The organism is Bradyrhizobium sp. WYCCWR15520 (assembly GCF_056174665.1).
In genome coordinates, this window is sequence record NZ_JBWBWM010000015.1 from 37,378 (window position 1) to 54,300 (window position 16,923).

The following is a 16,923-nucleotide window of genomic DNA, read 5'->3' on the forward strand; positions in this document are numbered from 1 at the left end:
AAAACGTCCGGCGCCCCGCTCCGTTCCTGATACGGCTTGCCCGGCTGACGGCGGGCCGTTACGGCCCTCCAGCACCGGCGCCTGCAATCACCATTACGAGATCGTCGAGATCGATCTTGCCCTTGACGACGAGACCGTCGGAGCTCTCGATGCTGAGCGATTTCGGATCATTTGCCGCTTGCCTTTTCAGCTCTGCGACAATCGACTCCTTCAGTTTCTCTTCGAGCATTCGCAATCCTCCATCCACCGGGGGCAGCGCCCGGCCACTGACGCCGGTCTCTCCAGATCGGGTTTGAAGATCCGAAGGTGGAAGCGGCAAGCTCACGATTTGGTTCCTGGGGGAATAACCCTCCACCTCTGGTTCCAACGTACGGAACCGAACAGACAGGCGAAGGCCCCGCTCCTACGCTTTTCGGATGGACAAAAGGAAGGACGACGTCCGGCCCCAACACGAGTTGCAAACCGAGGCGCTGGCGGCCTTGGAGCAGGCGCGCGCGATGCCCCATGGTCCTGCCCGAAGCGAGGCGCTGAAGCGCGCAGGTCTTCTCCAGAAGGCCGCTGACATGCAAGGACTTCTGTTCGCGAAACGCGGGCGTCCACCTAAAACCTGATCCGTCCTTCGCCAAGACACGCCCGCGACGCGGCAAGCCTGCACGCGTGATGTCTCCGTGTGACAGGCTATCGGAACGGTGAACGGGCTTCCACGTTGCCCTTGCGAACAGCAAGGAGGCTTCGATGGGATTGGCCGAATACATGATCATTTCCAAGCCGGACGGCTGGACTGTTCTCCACGACGGGAGTGCGCCGCACAGTTACGATACCAAGGAAGCAGCGTTCGAAGCGGCCGTTGCGGCTGCCTCACTCGCGATCCGGCAGGGTCACGAGGTCCATGTCAGCGTCCCCGGTCGCGACGCCGGCAACAAGACCGCACTCGGCGCCAAGGACTCCCAAAGCGTGCCGTGATCAGGATCAGTAAGCCCGGATAAGCGCAGCAATATCAGGGATAGTCTCGGCGACTATGTCCCGGATGTCGCTCCGCTCATCCGGCTACGAAGCCGTCACTCCTTGTCTCCCCGCGCGTCAGCCCTGATTCTGCCGATACCGCTCTCGCACGATTTCCTCGCCCGCGTCCGTTGCCGCCCTGTTGCGATAACGATAGCTCAACGTTCCATAGATCAGCGCGGTAAGAAGCACGAACGCTCCGATGAAATACACGGCCTCAAGTCCCATCACATTCTCCTAAATTCCGTCGATTACCCGATTATGCCTTTTCGCTCGTCTGCCGCTCCATCTCGCGGTTGCCTGGAATCAATCGGGCGCGGGAGCGACGGTTCCATTTGACGCTCAATTTAGCGCGGCTTCTCACGGATACCGTGGAACACCGTTCGCCAGATCGCGTTTGCGAGCATGCAGATCGGTGAGCGCTCAGGGAGGATTTCATGGGCGACTTCAGAGACATTCAGCACGGCGTCAACGATCCGGTTGACGGCGTCGACGTGAAGCGACGATTCAACGACAACCAGACTCCGCACGAACGAGCCCAGTCCGCGGCGGACGTCCGCGCCAACGCTGTGCCCGACCCAGACGAGGAGTTTTTGCCGGAAGCATTGCGGCGGCGGCCGACGGGTCCGCTCAATCCGCGCACCGGCCGTCGCCCTGCGCCGTAGACAAATCGATTCACGCGCGCAATTCGCCGGGGACAGCGCTGTCGCGACAATCATCGGCTCGGCAACCAGAGGTAGCGATTCAACGTCTCATTCGGCGCGAGGGAACCGATTCAATTGTCAAAAAAAGATCGTGATAGGTGACGCAGGCCACATTCAGGCGTGACCGTTGGCCGTAATGCGGTGGTGCAAGCCACACTGCATTTCGAACCAACGGAGTTTTCCATGAAGCGTCTGTTGATTTCCGGATTCGTGGCAGTCGCCCTGCTCGCTGTCGTAACCACGATGCGCTCGTACTCAATTTCCCATGAACGTTCTACCGTAACCACCGGCGTGGCGTTGTCGAAGAAATCTCCGGCCTCCGCGGGCGTAACCAAGCTTCCGATCGAGGAATACGAGGATATGTCGCTGGTCTTCTCGGCGCCCGTGAAACATTTGACGCAACCGGAGTAATCGCCGCGCCGCTTCGCGCTATCGCTTTGTCGCCCGTTCGAGGAATTGCACCAGCGCGGCGCGATCCTGCTCCGAACCGATACGCTGCTCCGGCATCTTGGTGCCGGGCGTGTAGGCCTGCGGCCCGACCTCGAACAGTTTGGAAACCGTCTCCGGCGTCCAGACGATATCGAGTTGCTTGAGCGCCTCGGAAAAATTATAGCCCGGCGCGGTCGCGATACGCCGGCCGAAAATTCCGGCAAGCGTAGGACCTGCGCGGTTGGCCTGATCGGCGCCAAGCGTATGGCAAGCGACACAGGCGCGAAAAATCTCCGCGCCGCGATCGCCAGCATAGGCGGCGAGCGGATCGCCCGCCGTCTCCATGAGAATCGGATCGACCGGCTCGCCCGTCGCCGCGTTCCAGCGCCGGATGATGTTATCGGCGCCGCCGGTGAGCAGCGTGCGGCTGTCCGGCGAGAAGGCCACCGACCAGACCGGCAGCCCCGGACCGACCAGGGTCCGCGCCAGCGTGCGCGTCTTGCGATCGATCACCGCGACCGTGCCACCGATGCTAGCAGCGGCCACATGCGCGCCGTCGGGCGAAATCGCAATCGAGATCACCGGCCTTGGCCCTGCGGCGACCTCGCCGGCGCGCGCGGCGCTTGCGGTCAGGAAGTAGATTTTGCCGTCGGCGCCGCCGACCGCGATTTCACCGTCGGCGCCGGCGGCCACGGCGTTGAGTGGAGTGGGCATTGCCACGACAGTCGGCGGCTGCGCGCCTGATAGCGGCCAAATGCGAACGCTGAGGTCGTAGCTGACACTGACCAGAGCGCGGCCATCGGGCGTAAACGCCACGCCGTTGACGTTCTGCGTATGCTCATCGAGCACGCGCGGCGCGCCGCCCGCGAGCGGCCAGAGCCGCACCGTGCGATCCCACGAGGCCGATGCCAGCGTTGCGCCATCGGGAGATGTTGCCAGCGCGACGATTGGCGCCGTGTGCCCCTCGAACACTGCGTCGGGTTCGGTCTTGCCAAACGTCCAGATCGCAATGCGGCCATCGGCACCGGCGGTTGCCGCGCGTTTGTCCCCGAGCAGCGCGACCGCGTTGACGGCGTCGGCATGGAAACGAAGCACCTGCTCGGCCGCATTGCGCGTCAGGGACCAGCGGATCGCGGTCGAATCGAAGCTGCCGGAGATCGCGCTTTGCCCGTCGGCCGAGATCGCCAGCGCCCGCACTGGCCCACCATGTCCGCGCATCTGCGCCACGGCGGCCGTTGTACAGACCGGCAGCGCGATCCACCCGGCTAAAAGCACCAAAAGCGCCGGCCGGCCAATGTTGCGATGGGAAGCTTTCGCCGAATCCCTGGCTGCCATTCCCGCCGGCCCTCAGCGTACGCCCGGCCTGTCGCGGTCGAGCCCCTTGGCCTTGAGGTCGTCGAGATAATCCTGAAAGCGCCGTTCGGCATTGAGGCCGAGTTCGCGCAGGAACGTCCAGGAGTAGATGCCGGTCGAGTGCATGTCGTCGAATCCTATTCTGACGGCATAATTACCGACCGGATCGACCGAAAGAATGGCGACGTTGCGTTTCCCGCCGACCGTCTTGCGTTCGGCCTCGGAATGCCCCTGCACCTCCGCGGACGGACTGGTCACCCGGAGCAATTCGGCGGCAAGGTCGAAGGTGCGGCCATCGTCAAAGGCTACACGCAAGGAGCGGCGGTCCTTCGGCAACCGGATCTCGACCGGCCACGCCAGCGCAACGTCAGGCACGCCCACCGCCGGCGTCAGCCCGGGCCGATCAGATTATGGCCGGGATCGCCGACCCTGGCGCCGCTGGTGGTAAAGGCCACGGAGCTCGATTCCTGAAAGGAGTTGAGCACCATCGCGACGCCGACCGCAGCGACGACTGCGAATGCTACAGCCGCAACAAAGGATTTCATGTCACTTCACCTTTCACTTGAGCCGGGCCGGATCATTCGGCCGGCACGGCCCGGGCGCTATCGGCGGGCGCATTGGCCTTGCGCTGCTCTTCCTCGACCCAGAGCGCGTGGTGCTCCTTGGCCCAGTTGAGATCAACCTCGCCCGTACCCATCGCGTCGAACGCCCCTTCCATGCCGATCGAGCCGATATAGATGTGCGCCAGCATCGCGGCGATGAAGAGCATCGCGATCACGGCGTGGATGACCGTCCAGAACTGAAGCGCGGTGACGTTGCCAGGCAGATACGGGAAGAGCAGGAACCAGCCGGACACCGACATCAGCACGCCGCCGATGATCACGATCCAGAAGATGCCCTTCTGGCCGGCGTTGAAACGCTTGGCCGGCGGATGCTTGCCGTTGGACAGCAGCCCCCCGCCCTGCTTGATCCACTCCAGATCGAGCTTGCCCGGGATGTTATTCTTGATCCAGATCAGGAACATGATCAGGACGCCCAGCATGAACGGGAACGCCAGATAGTTATGCGCAAGCTTGGCCCAGGCCGACATGGCTGCAAAGGCGTCCGGACCGAACAAGGGCAGGATCAGGGTGCGGCCGAAGCTGACGTTCAAACCTGAGAGCGCCAGAACGACGAAGCAGCTTGCCGTAAGCCAGTGGACGAAGCGTTCGAAGCTGTTGAAGCGCAGAATCGTCCTCCCCGAGAACCCCTGCTGCACGCGAATTCGCCCGCGCACCATCAGGAAAATCGCCAGCGCAACGATCATTCCCAGAATGGCAATGCCGCCGATCCACGGCAGCTTGCTGCGCTGGAAGTCACGCCAGTCGCGCCCGGCGGGCTGGATCAGGTTGGCGGCATTTCCATCGGGGATCGATACGCGCCCGGAGATCTTGTCGCCCTCCTTGAGCGCGTTCAGAAGCTTGTCTTCCTGAACAGCCTCGGCGGTGGGCTTGAACGAGATCTGCGCGGCTGCCGGATGCGCGAGCACGAACAGCAGAGCGAACGCGGCGAACAGCGGTTTGAAGACCGCGAACCTGAGAATTGAAATTGAGCCTGGCATTTGCACAACGCCTTTCGATTATCGGAATTACGCTTGTGCCGCCGCGCCGGGGCGCGGCGGCCGTAGCATCAGCCGGTCGGTGAATCGCTGTAGGCCGTCTTCCAGCCCCACATGCCCGAGCCGTAGCCGCGCTTCATCACCCGCTCCTTGTAGATCTCGGCGATGATCGCGCCGTCTCCGGCGAGCAGCGACTTGGTCGAGCACATCTCGGCGCAGATCGGCAGTTTGCCCTCGGCCAGACGATTGGCGCCGTATTTGGCGTATTCGGCCGGCGTCGAGTCGGCTTCCGGCCCGCCCGCGCAATAGGTGCACTTGTCCATCTTGCCGCGCGATCCGAAGTTGCCGACCTTCGGATATTGCGGCGCGCCGAACGGACAGGCGTAGAAGCAGTAGCCGCAGCCGATGCACAGGTCCTTGGAATGCAGCACGACGCCGTCGGCGGTGGTGTAGAAGCACGACACCGGGCAGACCGCGGCGCACGGCGCGTCCGTGCAATGCATGCAGGCCATGGAGACCGAACGTTCGCCGGGCTTACCGTCATTGATGGTGACGACGCGGCGGCGATTGATGCCCCACGGCACTTCATGTTCGTTCTTGCAGGCCGTCACGCAGGCGTTGCACTCGATGCAACGGTCGGCATCACAAAGAAATTTGACGCGAGCCATGATCTATTCTCCTCTCACGCCGCTTGAATCTGGCACAGGGTCACCTTGCCCTCGTGCATGCCGGTGACCGGGTCGTAACCGTAGGACGTGATCGTGTTGACGCTTTCGCCGAGCACGATCGGATCGGCACCCTTCGGATACTTGCCGCGCTGGTCGACGCCCTGGAACCAGCCGGAGAAGTGGAACGGCATGAACGCCACGCCCTTCCCGACCCGGTCGGTGACCAGCGCCTTGACGCGGGCCTTCGAGCTGTTTTCGGGGCCGTAGACCCAGACCCAGCCGCCATCCTTGATGCCACGCTCGGCGGCATCCGAGGTGTTGACCTCGACGAACATGTCCTGCTGCAACTCGGCGAGCCACTTGTTCGACCGGGTTTCTTCGCCGCCGCCTTCGTATTCGACGAGGCGTCCCGAGGTCAGGATGATCGGGAATTGCTTGGCCAGTCCCTTCTCCACCGCCGCCTTCTGGATCGAGAAGCCGAGATTGGCCATGCGGAACTGACGCCCGTCCGGACGCGTCGGGTATTTCGCGACCAGATCGGGCCGCGCCGTGTAGATCGGCTCGCGATGCACCGGCACGGGATCGGGCAGATTCCACGCCACCGCGCGGGCCTTGCCGTTGCCATAGGCCATCACGCCATGCTCCAGCGTGACGCGAATGATGCCGCCGGACAGATCGACCGCCCAGCCGACGCCATCAGGATTGTTGCCGCCGATCTTTTGGATGGTGGCAAGTTCATCCGCGGTGAGATCCTTGTCCCAGCCGAGCTTCTTGAGCACGCCGTAAGTGAACTCGGGGTAGCCGTCGGTCAGTTCGGAGCCCTTGCTGTAGGAGCCTTCCGAAAGCATGTTGACGTTCTTCACCGAACCGTCCGGCTGCTTCTCTTCATAGACCACGCCGAAGCGGGCGCGGAACGTGCCGCCACCGTCCTTGGCGTGAAGGTTGGTGTTGTAGAGCGTATGCGTGCCCGGATGCTTGATCTGCGGCGTGCCCCAGCACGGCCACGGCAGGCCGTAATAGTCGCCGCCGATCTCGGGCTCGTCCGCCTTGGCGCGCAAGGTCACCAGGTCGAACTTGCCCTGATTCTTCATGTGCGCCTTCAGCCGCTCCGGCGACTGGCCGGAATAGCCGGTCGAGAAGCCGCCGCGGTTGATTTCCCGCAAGAGGTCCTCGGGCGACGGACGGTTGTTCTCGACCTTGATGTTCTTGAACATCTTGTCGGCGAAGCCGAGCTTTTCCGACAGACGGTAGATGATCTCGTAGTCGTCCTTCGATTCGAAGATCGGCTTGACGATCTGCTCACCCCACTGCAGCGAGCGGTTCGACGCCGTGCGCGAGCCCGAGGTTTCGAACTGGGTGCAGGCCGGCAGCAGATAGGTGCCGTTCTTGCGCTCGGAGATCGCGGCGAAGGTGGTCGGATGCGGATCGGCGACCACGAGTAACTCGAGTTTTTCGAGGCCCTTCACCATCTCCGTCATGCGCGGCACGGTGTTGCCGCCGTGCCCCATGATGACCACGCCCTTCACGGCATCGCGCTGGTCGACGTCGTCAGGGTTGGCAAGCGTCGCATCGAACCAGCGGGTCCACGGGATGCCCGGCAGCTCCATGTTCTGCTTGCGGGTGCGTGCCGGACGGCCCGCCTTCGCCGGGACTTCGTCGAAGCGCGACTGGAGATAATCGTATTCGACTTCCCAGACCCGTCCCCAGTGCTTCCAGGCGCCCTCGACGAGGCCGTAGTAGAGCGGCAGTGACGTGATATCGAGGCCGATATCGGTCGCGCCCTGCACGTTGCAATGGCCGCGGAAAATGTTGGCGCCGCTGCCGAACGAGCCGACGTTGCCGGTCGCGAGCAGCAAGTTGCAATATGCGCGGACGTTGGCGGTGCCGACGGTGTGCTGGGTGCCGCCCATGCACCAGACAATGGTCGATGGCTTTTGCTTTGCGAAGGTCTCGGCAACTTTCTTCAGTTGCTCGCCGGGAATTCCGGTAACGCGTTCGACTTCTTCCGGCGTCCACTTCACGACTTCGGCGCGGATCTGGTCCATGCCGTAGACGCGTTGCTTGATGAATTCCTTGTCTTCCCAGCCATTGTTGAAGATGTGGTGCAGCATGCCCCATATCACGGCGATATCGGTGCCGCCGCGGAACCGGACATATTCGGTGGCGTGGGCCGCGGTACGCGTAAAGCGCGGATCGAGCACGAACACGTTGGCGCGGTTAAGCTCCTTGCCGGAGAGGATGTGCTGCAGCGACACCGGATGGGCTTCGGCCGCGTTCGATCCCATGAAGACGATCGTCTTCGAGTTGCGCATGTCGTTGTAGGAATTCGTCATCGCGCCGTAGCCCCAGGTGTTGGCGACGCCGGCGACGGTGGTCGAATGACAGATGCGAGCCTGGTGATCGATCGAGTTGGTGCCCCAGAACGCCGCGAACTTGCGGAACAGGTAGCCGCCTTCGTTGGAGAATTTCGCGGAGCCGAGCAGGTAGACAGAGTCCGCGCCCGACTTGGCGCGAATCTCGAGCATCTTGTCGCCGATCTCGTTGATGGCCACGTCCCACGACACCCGTTGCCACTCGCCGTTGACCAGCTTCATCGGATATTTCAGCCGGCGGTCGCCGTGAACGAGTTCACGCACGGCGGCGCCCTTGGCGCAATGCGAGCCGCGGTTGATCGGGCTGTCCCACGCCGGCTCCTGGCCGACCCAGACGCCGTTCTGCACTTCGGCGATCACGGTGCAGCCGACCGAGCAGTGCGTGCAGATGTTCTTTCTGATTTCGGTCGGCGCGCCAACCTTCTCAGGGCCGGCCTGCGCCTTGCGCACCGAGCCGAGCGGCATCAGGCCGATCGCGGCGCCCGCACCGGCCGCCAGACCGGAGCGCCGCAGGAACGTACGGCGGTCGAGAATATCAGACGCGAGGCCGGCGGCGATTCCCTGCAAACGCGCCCTGCCCGCGGATCCATCTTTTCGCTTCATCAACATGTGCGTGGTCCCATCAATAGCGGTTGACGCGATAGAAGTTCTTGACGTGATCGGTTTCCTTGTAGCGGGCCTTGACGCGCTCGGCCTGCGACTCGTCCGCTGCCGCCTCGCCGCCAGTGAGCGGCACAACGGCTGCTGCAGCGACCGCTGAACCGCCCATCAGAAACAGGCTGCGCCGATCCACCCCTGTGGCCCGTGACTTGCCCTTGCTGTCAGATGGCTTGCTCATTGCGATCTCCTTCATAGTTCTTGCCTTTCGCCGTCACTCGGACAGCGTGAAGGCCTCGGATTCCAATTCGATGAAGACACGGCCGGCGCGGCCGACGGCGCGGTAGAAGCGCGCCGATGGCGACATTTCCAGATCGGCGAACATCCGCGCCGCCCATGGCTTGAGATGCCGTTCGAAAAAACGTGCCTGTTCGGCGAACTCAGCCTCGAAGTCGCTGCGTGCGAGGCCAGCCATGACCTCGAGCAGAATGGCGATGTGATCTTCCGGCTCCCGCGAGGTGCCGGCGCGCTCGATCCCGAGCATCCGCAGATCCTCGCGCACCCGCGCCAGCGGGCGCTCGTGAAGAAAGCCCGTCAGATAATAGGAGGCATAGGGCAGCAGCTCGCCACGACCAATCCCGATGAAAAGATCGAAGAACTCCTTGCTGACGGCGCGATCATCGGTCTGCGCTGCTGCCGCTGCGAGTTCGATATGCGCCATGCCGAGATCGGAGCCGTCGCCCTTCAGCGTGGCAACCCTCCTCAACGTGTCCGCATCCGGCGCCTTGCCGAGCAGCAGCGACAGCAGGCCGTATTCCGCGGCACGCAGTTGATCGATCTCGTCAATTTCCGGTTTCGATGTCACCTGATGCTCGGATGATCCATAGAGATCGGGCCGCAGGACGAAACGTTCCACCTGCGTCAGCGCCTCGACGGCGAGAACCCGTTCTGCGGGAATGCGCGACCAAGCCGAGACCGACGGCTGAGCAACGCCCAGTCCCCGCGCCAGCGACCCAACGCCACCTGCTGCTTTGATAGCTAGTTCCAGTCCGGCATCACGCATGGTGCTACCGATTTCTCCCCGCCCACTCGCGCCCACCCGTGTCCCCGGGCAAACAAACTTAGAACTGGAATTATTCCAAGTAGGGAATCTCTAACATAGGCTTGGGCTATGTCCGCAAAAACTTTTGTCTAAACAATCGGTTTCGCGGTGCCATGACGTCGCACTGGTTGCTGCGGCGCAACAGGTTGCACCGGCTGGGTTTCTTCGGCCGGCGCGGGTTTGCTGGCATCATTATTGACCGAAACGGCTTCCATCTCCGCCGTCGGTTCCCCGGACCGTCTGAGCGCCGGCGCCGGGAGATCTTCTTGCGGTTCTGTCGGCGGTTCCCGTTCGGTCAGCTCTGCCGGAGAGCCTGCCGCCTCATCTTTGGAACTTGCACCGGAACTTGTCGTTTCGGCCGCAGGTCCGCCCATGATCTGCGCGACCAGACGCGCCACATCGACGCCCGGACCGAGCTCGCCGCCGCCGGGCACCCCACCCGGCGCATTCCAGTCATAGGCATAGTCGAGTGCGGGGCTGACATAATTGCGAATCGCTGGATCGAGCGCCCAGGATTTTCGCAAGGCCGCATTCCGCAACTGTTCGGGAACGCCCTTGCGAAGAAAGGAGGTGATATCGGTGGTTTCCGTCAGCTCCTCGAGCTTTGGCAGGGACGAGAGATCAAACTCGGGCTCCTTGGGTTGCGCTGCCGGCGGATCTGACGTTTCGACGGCTTGCGGAGCCGGCGCGTCCGGCTTCGGCTCGGCCTGTTTTGCCTCCAGCTTGCGCTGCGACCATCGCGCCAGAAAGCCCTTGTCCCGATCGCCCTCATCCGGACCACTCATTTGCGACCCGTCCTCTCATCCGGCCCGCCGCCGGGCACACGCGGCCGATCGCCGCTGGCGCGATCCCGCTTGCGCTTGTGGAACACGCGTTCGACATGAAATTCATCGACGAACGCAGCAATCCATGCGGCGATTTCCGGCGGCATCGGCACTGTGCCGATCACGTCGCAGCCGCTTTCGAACATCGCCTCCCCTTCAGTCGGGTCGGCGGTCACTTTCGTCAATTCGAGTTCAGCGCCGCCGTCCTGGCGGCGCAACGCGACCCAGATGCGCGGCGCGCCGTCGGCGAGGTTATCGCGATAATTCGCCGTCTCCGCACTGAAGAGATCAATGCTGGCTGCCCCCGCATAATATGTCGTCGCATCGGCCTCGGTGGACAGCGCGGTCCACGGCGCGGTCGCAGGCACCTCGTCCAGAATCATCGCCGGCGACCACAACTGGTCGATCCAGGGATTGTCGATCGAACGGCGTCGCACCACCACGCCGACCTCCCGGGATGCTTCGGTCATACCGGATCCTCCCTTCGGTGGATCATGTGGCGTTCGCAGTCGCCGCAAGCGGCAGACCCGCAACCAAATTTTGCGGCTTTAGCCGCACCACCTTGTCCGCGCCCATGGCGAGGATGAGATAGACGGGCTTGTTGCCGACCCGCTCATCCACCAGCCGCGCATCTTCGAATGTCAGCCGCATCAAGGCCACGATGCGCTCGGCGACGCCGCCCTCCAGCCGCTCGCCGCGCCACAGCGCATTGCCGATCCGCGTCGCCTCGCTGTCGAGGCCGATGAACCAGCGCCAGTCGCGGTCCTCGATCGAAACAATGGTTTCGACGTTGACGGTAACCCCGAGGAGATGGCCGATCCAGCGTTCGATGACCCGGCACAGCCCGGCGCGCGCTTTCTTGTTACCGCCGAGATTCATGACCATCGCATGCGCATCCGACCGCGACCAATAGGTCCAGGCGTTTTCGTCGTCCATGACGTCCATCTCGCCGAAGGATTTCGGCTGCTGCAGCATAGCCGTCAGCGGCGATGAATGCAGGTCGTGCTGGGCGTGCTGCTCGGCCTCGATCACCTCGGCATCGGCCAGCAGCAACGTGCCTTCGTGAATGGCCGCGAGCTGGCTGCGATAGAACAGTTCGGCCGCCCGCAAAATGTAAGGGTCGTCGCAGCCTTCGAGCGCGTTGCGCAGGATCAGGTGGCACAATTGCGACAGGAAGATCGGCGGCAGATCGCCGGCGCCCTTGCGGGCCAGTGCGACATAAACCGCCTCCAGCGACGTCGCAGCCATCAGCCGGTCGCGGAAATTCACCATGAAGGCCCAATTTTCGCGCGCATCCGCGTCGGCGAGCGCGGCGATATCGGTGCCCGACACCGGGCGCAGCGGATCGACCATCAGGCTCTCATGCAGGCGTCGCTCGGCCTCGCAGGCGTCGGCCGGTGGCAGCAATTCGGGCCGCGCCAGATAGGCCATGATGAGTTCGGGCGTCGCCACCAGCCCGCCGTGATCGGCGCGGCGCGTGAGGTGATGGCCCGAGGCGACCCAGAATTCTCTCATGTACGATCCGTCGTCTTGCCGTCGGTTCTGATCAGTCCGCGAAGATCGACCTCATCAGCAGGTTCATCATCGCCTTCGACTTCATGGAAGGTAAAGGCGCTGGCATGGGCGTGCAACCGGTCGGCATCTGCGGCACCTAAGCGCGGCTTCAGCGTCCGAAAGCGTTCGCGGATTTCGCCATTCTCGACGCTGCGCTGCACGGCCAGCAGGGTCTGCGGCGGATGATCGCAGAGCGAGCCTGCGAACGCGATCTCCTCCTCGGCCGCAAGACGCGCGGCATGCGCATCAGGCGCGCCGAATTTATCCATCAAATGCCCGGCGAGCCGCTCGATCATCGCCTGCCGTTCCGCTTCGGTTGCTTCGGTGACGACGGCAAGGGTCGACCATCCGAGACTGTCGATCCCAAGAAAGCCCGAACGGAGCGCCACGCGCTGCTTCTGGCCAAGCGTCGCCGGATCCCGGTTCCAGTATATGAACGCGCCGGAAACCGCCCATTCGCCGGGTTCCGCCGCTCGCTCGAAAACAAAGGTATCGGACGGGTCCAGCCTGATGGTTCGCGGAAACTTCAACATGTCCGCCTCATTCGAATTTCGGACCCCGCGCCTGCGGATCATACCAACTGGCCCTCGCCAGCGCATCCACGAGGCTGCTCCGCTCCGGCGCTGCGCTGCCGGCAGGCGGCCTCACCAGAAGATCGCCATTGACGTCGATGCCGCGGCGCTCACCGGCTTTGTTCTTGGGAAGCCGCTCCAGATAGTCCCGCGCGATCGCCTCGAAGCCGCGCTCTTTCCAGCGGTCGAACGCGGTCATCAAATGGCGGCTGAAGCTTTCGATGATCGCATCGGTCTCTACCATCTCGAAACCTTCGCTCAGCAGGGACACGCCGGAGGCGGCCTGCACCTCCGGGATATGCGCCATGGCGGCCGCGCGCAGGATCACGCCGAACACGAGCCAGCCCGGCACCTCGTCTTCGGCGCAATCCGAAGGCCAGGCCAGTCGTCCGCCGCCGAGCAACCCGGCGTCGAACCTGATAGCGTCGGGCCAATCGAACGCGACCTCGCGTTCCGGCGGACAATGGGCGGCGATCGCATCCGCCAGCGCATTCATGCCGGCAAAGAACGCCCGGCGCGCCGAGCTGAGCGGCTCGTCCGGCTCAAGCACCACCGCGAACTCGACCAGATCATAGCGGCGCACCCATACCAGAGTCCCGGCCCCCGCCTCCGCCGCGATCTCGCGCGCATGGGCAAAGGCGTCGCCGAGCTCGCGCAACGCGACCAAAGTATAACCGGGCGGCAGATCGAGCGTCTGTTCCGTATCCCCGAGACGAGCGATCACGAAGAACTATTCCCTCATGGCTTCAAAGGCCGTTTGTGTATGCTACCCCGCACTAGCTGGCGGCGCGAGCGACCTTATATCTTGCAGATATCCGCCCGAGCGGTTACCGCAGAACCACAGGGTGAAGCAACCGCCCCGCTTGGAGCAAGGTTCAAGGTAGTTCAACATGAGTGCGGCGACGTCTCGTCTCCTGATTTGCAGTTGCGAGAAGACCATGCCGCTCGATGCGGAAGCGATCGGCCGTGGCTGCACGGGCAAGATCACGCAGGCGAACCAGCTTTGCGGCCTCGATCTCGACCGCTTCAAGGAGGCGCTCGCCGCAGGCACGCCGATCACGGTTGCCTGCACCCAGGAAGCGCCATTGTTTCGGGAAGTCGCGGAAAATTCGCCGCAAGCCGAGCTTACCTTCGTCAACATCCGCGAGACCGGCGGCTGGTCGAAGGATGCCGCTTCCGCCGGCCCGAAAGCTGCCGCGCTGATTGCTGCTGCCGGCGAAGAGATGCCGCCGCTACAGCTGGTAACGCTGGAGAGCAGCGGCGTTGCGCTGATCTATGGCCGGGATGAAATCGCAATCGAGGCAGCGCAACGTCTCGCCGACCGGCTCGACATCACTGTGCTTCTGACCAAACCCGGCGACGTGACCCCACGGCGCACGAACGAATTTCCCGTGCTCAAGGGCACGATCCGCAACGCCCGCGGCCATCTCGGGCAATTCGAGCTTGCTATCGACGATTACGCGCTGCCGTCCCCGTCCTCGCGCGCAAAGCTCGTGTTCGGGCCTTCGCGCGATGGCGCGACGTCGACGTGCGATCTAATCCTCGATCTTTCGGGCGGCACGCCGCTGTTTCCCGCGCATGAATTGCGCCCCGGTTATTTGCGCGCCGATCCGCGCGACAAGGCCGCCGTCGAACGCGCGATTGCGGATGCCGGTAACATGGTCGGCACTTTCGATAAACCGCGCTTTGTCAATTTCGAACCGTCGCTCTGCGCGCATTCGCGTTCGTCCATCACCGGATGCACGCGCTGCCTCGATTTGTGTCCGACCGGCGCGATCACGCCGAACGGCAACGCGGTTGCGATTGACGCCAATGTCTGCGCCGGTTGCGGCTCCTGCGCTTCCGTATGCCCAACGGGTGCTGCGTCCTACGCATTGCCTAGCGCCGACGCCCTGATGCGGCGGCTGCGGACGCTGCTGCAGACCTATCGCAAGGCCGGCGGCAGCGATGCGGTAGTGTTGTTTCACGACGGCGAGCACGGCGAGGACATCATCGATGCGCTGGCGCGGTTCGGCGACGGCTTGCCGGCCAACGTATTGCCGCTGCGTGTCAACGAGGTGACGCAGATCGGGCCGGAGATCATTGCTTCCGTGTTCGCCTATGGCGGCTGCGGCGCCGCGCTGCTGACGCGCGCCAAGCCGCGCCACGATATTACAGCCCTTCGCCGTGCGGCCGAAACATCGGACACCATCATCTCGGCGCTCGGCTTCGGCACCGGCCTGGTCCGGATCATCGAGACCGACGATCCGGACCAACTGCGCGCCGCGCTGGATAGCGCCCCTCGCGGGATCGCCACGCAAAGGCCGGCCGGCTTCATGCCGCGAGGCGCGAAGCGCGGCGTGCTGGAGACGACGTTTCGCGAGCTTCACCTCGCAGCTCCCACGCCGGTCGACGTCGTGCCGCTGGCGCCCGGCGCGCCGTTCGGCACCGTGAACCTGAATGTCGACGGCTGCACGCTGTGCCACGCCTGCGTCACCGCCTGCCCGACCGGTGCGCTATCGGACAATCCCGATCGCGCGATGCTGCGCTTCACTGAAAGCCTGTGCGTGCAGTGCGGGCTGTGCCAATCCACCTGCCCCGAGAAAGTCATCAGCATCGAGCCGCGTCTGGACTTCCAGGCCTGGAATACGCCGCAGCGCGTGCTGAAGGAGGAAGAGCCGTTCAACTGCATCGCCTGCGGCAAGCCCTTTGGCACCAAGAGCTCGATCGATCGCGTGCTGGCCAAACTCGGCGGCGAGCGGCACTGGATGTTCCAGGGCGCCAATGCGAAACGTCTCGACGTCATCAAGATGTGCGCGGATTGCCGCGTCGAAGCCGTGGTGAACGAAAGTTTCGACCCGCATGCGGTGCCGCAGCGCCCGCCTGTCATGTCGACCGAAGATTATTTGCGCGCGCGCGAAGCAAAGAAGGACGATCCGCTTGGATCGTGAGCAGCCAGTGCCCGCCACCCCGCCAGATCTGAAGGCCCGCGCGACGTCGAAAGCGGCAGGCATTCCCGGCGTCAAGCACGTCATCGCGGTTGCCTCCGGCAAGGGCGGCGTCGGCAAGTCCACCACCTCCTGCAACCTCGCGCTCGGCTTTGCCGCGCTCGGACTGAAGACCGGCATTCTCGACGCCGATATCTACGGTCCGTCGCAGCAAAAACTGTTCGGACTGCGCGGCAAACCGCGCCAGCTCGGGCCGCGCATGCTGGAGCCATTGGAGCGGTTCGGCGTCAAGGTGATGTCGATCGGCTTTCTGGTCGAGGAAGACAACGCCATGATCTGGCGCGGGCCGATGGTGATCTCGGCCATTACGCAGTTGCTGCGCGAAGTCGCATGGAACGATCTCGACCTTCTCGTGGTCGACCTGCCGCCCGGCACCGGCGATGCGCAGCTCACTATGGCGCAACAGGCGCCGCTCGCCGGCGCCGTCATCGTCTCGACGCCGCAGGACCTCGCCCTGATCGACGCGCGGCGCGGCATCGCGATGTTTCAGAAGGTGAGCATCCCGATTCTGGGCGTGATCGAAAACATGTCGAGCTTCTGCTGCCCGACCTGCAACCACGTCACGCCGATCTTCGGTCACGGCGGCGCGCGGACGGAAGCCGAAAGCCGCGGCATTCCCTATCTCGGCGAAATCCCGCTGGATATGCAGATCCGCCAGACCTCAGACGAGGGCCGCCCGATCGTCGCGGTAGAGCCCGACGGCGTCCACGCCAGGCATTACATCGCCATTGCACGCGAGATCTGGACTTCGATTGTCACCGGCGCGGCACATCGGCCGCCGCCGCGCATCGTCATCGAATAGACGCTCGCGCGTCGGCAATTCACGGGCTCATGAAGACCGGATTGACCTGCTCCGCTCCGTCGACAAAGCCGAGCGCTTGCAATTCATCGCGGTATACATCGATCACGAGAATCGACAGCAGCAAGAAAAGAGCGGCGGCGACGTAGATCAAAAGCGGCGAAGCCGAGTGGTCGATCGCATCGCGCCGCGCAGCCGTCCGCGCTCGGGAATAGCTCCATAACGGAGCCAGCACAGCCCGCAAGGCATCGAGCATTCGGCCCGCTCTTCGCTGCATCGTCCCCCGAGCCTAGATCGGCCCCTGGCCAATGTCGAGATTTGGACGTCAGGACATCGTGCCACACCTGCAAGCAGGCGTGGCAC

20 protein-coding genes and 1 pseudogene are annotated in these 16,923 nt (G+C 63.7%); 5 read left to right on the forward strand and 16 right to left on the reverse strand.

The window, feature by feature from the left end; all coding sequences use genetic code 11:
- Positions 1-58: 58 nt before the first annotated feature.
- Positions 59-229 (reverse strand): hypothetical protein, encoded by a 171-nt coding sequence (locus AC0QUY_RS18475; RefSeq protein ID WP_475387847.1) that lies wholly within the window; start codon positions 227-229, stop codon positions 59-61.
- Between the two features lie 506 nt (positions 230-735).
- On the opposite strand from AC0QUY_RS18475, the gene AC0QUY_RS18480 reads away from it, so the two are divergent.
- Positions 736-963: a hypothetical protein gene (locus AC0QUY_RS18480; RefSeq protein ID WP_057837033.1), complete on the forward strand. Its 228-nt coding sequence runs from the start codon at positions 736-738 to the stop codon at positions 961-963.
- Positions 964-1,080: 117 nt separating this feature from the next.
- Here AC0QUY_RS18480 and AC0QUY_RS18485 read toward each other — a convergent pair whose 3' ends face one another.
- The gene (locus AC0QUY_RS18485) at positions 1,081-1,230 is read right to left on the reverse strand and encodes a hypothetical protein (RefSeq protein ID WP_161853187.1); all 150 of its coding nucleotides are present in this window, start codon (positions 1,228-1,230) and stop codon (positions 1,081-1,083) included.
- A 209-nt stretch (positions 1,231-1,439) separates the two neighbouring features.
- Here AC0QUY_RS18485 and AC0QUY_RS18490 point away from each other — a divergent pair, with 209 nt between their 5' ends.
- A complete protein-coding gene (locus AC0QUY_RS18490; protein WP_161853186.1) occupies positions 1,440-1,667 on the forward strand; it encodes a hypothetical protein in 228 nt (75 codons plus the stop codon).
- A gap of 222 nt (positions 1,668-1,889) precedes the next feature.
- Complete coding sequence (locus AC0QUY_RS18495) at positions 1,890-2,117, forward strand: hypothetical protein (protein WP_475387848.1); 228 nt, start codon at positions 1,890-1,892, stop codon at positions 2,115-2,117.
- An 18-nt stretch (positions 2,118-2,135) separates the two neighbouring features.
- Here AC0QUY_RS18495 and AC0QUY_RS18500 read toward each other — a convergent pair whose 3' ends face one another.
- The 13 genes from AC0QUY_RS18500 to AC0QUY_RS18560 all read right to left on the reverse strand — a co-directional run bounded on the left by AC0QUY_RS18500 (position 2,136) and on the right by AC0QUY_RS18560 (position 13,498).
- The gene (locus AC0QUY_RS18500) at positions 2,136-3,470 is read right to left on the reverse strand and encodes a c-type cytochrome (RefSeq protein ID WP_475387849.1); all 1,335 of its coding nucleotides are present in this window, start codon (positions 3,468-3,470) and stop codon (positions 2,136-2,138) included.
- 12 nt (positions 3,471-3,482) lie between these two features.
- The gene (locus tag AC0QUY_RS18505; protein ID WP_202639022.1) at positions 3,483-3,863 is read right to left on the reverse strand and encodes a gamma-butyrobetaine hydroxylase family protein; all 381 of its coding nucleotides are present in this window, start codon (positions 3,861-3,863) and stop codon (positions 3,483-3,485) included.
- Positions 3,864-3,877: 14 nt separating this feature from the next.
- On the reverse strand, positions 3,878-4,033 hold the full coding sequence (locus AC0QUY_RS18510) for a hypothetical protein (RefSeq protein ID WP_202639021.1): 156 nt from the start codon (positions 4,031-4,033) through the stop codon (positions 3,878-3,880).
- 32 nt (positions 4,034-4,065) lie between these two features.
- The gene (locus tag AC0QUY_RS18515; RefSeq protein ID WP_475387850.1) at positions 4,066-5,088 is read right to left on the reverse strand and encodes a formate dehydrogenase subunit gamma; all 1,023 of its coding nucleotides are present in this window, start codon (positions 5,086-5,088) and stop codon (positions 4,066-4,068) included.
- Positions 5,089-5,156: 68 nt separating this feature from the next.
- Positions 5,157-5,753: a formate dehydrogenase FDH3 subunit beta gene (gene fdh3B, locus AC0QUY_RS18520; RefSeq protein WP_028348819.1), complete on the reverse strand. Its 597-nt coding sequence runs from the start codon at positions 5,751-5,753 to the stop codon at positions 5,157-5,159.
- 14 nt (positions 5,754-5,767) lie between these two features.
- Positions 5,768-8,734 (reverse strand): formate dehydrogenase subunit alpha, encoded by a 2,967-nt coding sequence (locus AC0QUY_RS18525; RefSeq protein WP_475387851.1) that lies wholly within the window; start codon positions 8,732-8,734, stop codon positions 5,768-5,770.
- Positions 8,735-8,747: 13 nt separating this feature from the next.
- Complete coding sequence (locus AC0QUY_RS18530) at positions 8,748-8,963, reverse strand: hypothetical protein (RefSeq protein ID WP_161853182.1); 216 nt, start codon at positions 8,961-8,963, stop codon at positions 8,748-8,750.
- Positions 8,964-8,996: 33 nt separating this feature from the next.
- Positions 8,997-9,785 (reverse strand): molecular chaperone TorD family protein, encoded by a 789-nt coding sequence (locus AC0QUY_RS18535; RefSeq protein WP_475387852.1) that lies wholly within the window; start codon positions 9,783-9,785, stop codon positions 8,997-8,999.
- Between the two features lie 128 nt (positions 9,786-9,913).
- Positions 9,914-10,609, reverse strand: a complete 696-nt coding sequence (locus AC0QUY_RS18540) for a DUF3306 domain-containing protein (RefSeq protein WP_475387853.1) — start codon at positions 10,607-10,609, stop codon at positions 9,914-9,916.
- Positions 10,606-11,118 (reverse strand): DUF3305 domain-containing protein, encoded by a 513-nt coding sequence (locus AC0QUY_RS18545; RefSeq protein WP_475387854.1) that lies wholly within the window; start codon positions 11,116-11,118, stop codon positions 10,606-10,608. The genes AC0QUY_RS18540 and AC0QUY_RS18545 overlap by 4 nt, the downstream gene beginning before the upstream one ends.
- A 22-nt stretch (positions 11,119-11,140) precedes the next feature.
- A complete protein-coding gene (locus AC0QUY_RS18550) occupies positions 11,141-12,163 on the reverse strand; it encodes a DUF6352 family protein (protein WP_475387855.1) in 1,023 nt (340 codons plus the stop codon).
- Entirely contained in the window at positions 12,160-12,735 is a 576-nt protein-coding gene (locus AC0QUY_RS18555; protein WP_161853177.1) for a DUF6505 family protein, read from the reverse strand. The genes AC0QUY_RS18550 and AC0QUY_RS18555 overlap by 4 nt, the downstream gene beginning before the upstream one ends.
- Before the next feature lie 7 nt (positions 12,736-12,742).
- Complete coding sequence (locus AC0QUY_RS18560) at positions 12,743-13,498, reverse strand: biotin/lipoate--protein ligase family protein (protein ID WP_246738084.1); 756 nt, start codon at positions 13,496-13,498, stop codon at positions 12,743-12,745.
- 214 nt (positions 13,499-13,712) lie between these two features.
- Between AC0QUY_RS18560 and AC0QUY_RS18565 the strand changes: the two genes are divergently transcribed.
- Complete coding sequence (locus AC0QUY_RS18565) at positions 13,713-15,704, forward strand: 4Fe-4S binding protein (RefSeq protein ID WP_475387856.1); 1,992 nt, start codon at positions 13,713-13,715, stop codon at positions 15,702-15,704.
- Positions 15,646-16,563: pseudogene (locus AC0QUY_RS18570) on the forward strand (Mrp/NBP35 family ATP-binding protein); the annotation flags it as partial. The gene AC0QUY_RS18565 and the pseudogene AC0QUY_RS18570, both read left to right, overlap by 59 nt.
- A gap of 19 nt (positions 16,564-16,582) precedes the next feature.
- On the opposite strand, the gene AC0QUY_RS18575 reads toward AC0QUY_RS18570, so the two are convergent.
- Positions 16,583-16,816, reverse strand: coding sequence for a hypothetical protein (locus AC0QUY_RS18575; protein WP_475387857.1), 234 nt, complete (start codon positions 16,814-16,816; stop codon positions 16,583-16,585).
- Between the last annotated feature and the right edge of the window lie 107 nt (positions 16,817-16,923).

Coding starts and splice junctions, on each gene's coding strand:
- AC0QUY_RS18475 (WP_475387847.1), bottom strand. CDS start 229: ATGCTCGAAGAGAAACTGAAGGAGTCGATTGTCGCAGAGCTGAAAAGG.
- AC0QUY_RS18480 (WP_057837033.1), top strand. CDS start 736: ATGGGATTGGCCGAATACATGATCATTTCCAAGCCGGACGGCTGGACT.
- AC0QUY_RS18485 (WP_161853187.1), bottom strand. CDS start 1,230: ATGGGACTTGAGGCCGTGTATTTCATCGGAGCGTTCGTGCTTCTTACC.
- AC0QUY_RS18490 (WP_161853186.1), top strand. CDS start 1,440: ATGGGCGACTTCAGAGACATTCAGCACGGCGTCAACGATCCGGTTGAC.
- AC0QUY_RS18495 (WP_475387848.1), top strand. CDS start 1,890: ATGAAGCGTCTGTTGATTTCCGGATTCGTGGCAGTCGCCCTGCTCGCT.
- AC0QUY_RS18500 (WP_475387849.1), bottom strand. CDS start 3,470: ATGGCAGCCAGGGATTCGGCGAAAGCTTCCCATCGCAACATTGGCCGG.
- AC0QUY_RS18510 (WP_202639021.1), bottom strand. CDS start 4,033: ATGAAATCCTTTGTTGCGGCTGTAGCATTCGCAGTCGTCGCTGCGGTC.
- AC0QUY_RS18515 (WP_475387850.1), bottom strand. CDS start 5,088: ATGCCAGGCTCAATTTCAATTCTCAGGTTCGCGGTCTTCAAACCGCTG.
- fdh3B (WP_028348819.1), bottom strand. CDS start 5,753: ATGGCTCGCGTCAAATTTCTTTGTGATGCCGACCGTTGCATCGAGTGC.
- AC0QUY_RS18525 (WP_475387851.1), bottom strand. CDS start 8,734: ATGTTGATGAAGCGAAAAGATGGATCCGCGGGCAGGGCGCGTTTGCAG.
- AC0QUY_RS18530 (WP_161853182.1), bottom strand. CDS start 8,963: ATGAGCAAGCCATCTGACAGCAAGGGCAAGTCACGGGCCACAGGGGTG.
- AC0QUY_RS18535 (WP_475387852.1), bottom strand. CDS start 9,785: ATGCGTGATGCCGGACTGGAACTAGCTATCAAAGCAGCAGGTGGCGTT.
- AC0QUY_RS18540 (WP_475387853.1), bottom strand. CDS start 10,609: ATGAGTGGTCCGGATGAGGGCGATCGGGACAAGGGCTTTCTGGCGCGA.
- AC0QUY_RS18545 (WP_475387854.1), bottom strand. CDS start 11,118: ATGACCGAAGCATCCCGGGAGGTCGGCGTGGTGGTGCGACGCCGTTCG.
- AC0QUY_RS18550 (WP_475387855.1), bottom strand. CDS start 12,163: ATGAGAGAATTCTGGGTCGCCTCGGGCCATCACCTCACGCGCCGCGCC.
- AC0QUY_RS18555 (WP_161853177.1), bottom strand. CDS start 12,735: ATGTTGAAGTTTCCGCGAACCATCAGGCTGGACCCGTCCGATACCTTT.
- AC0QUY_RS18565 (WP_475387856.1), top strand. CDS start 13,713: ATGCCGCTCGATGCGGAAGCGATCGGCCGTGGCTGCACGGGCAAGATC.
- AC0QUY_RS18575 (WP_475387857.1), bottom strand. CDS start 16,816: ATGCTCGATGCCTTGCGGGCTGTGCTGGCTCCGTTATGGAGCTATTCC.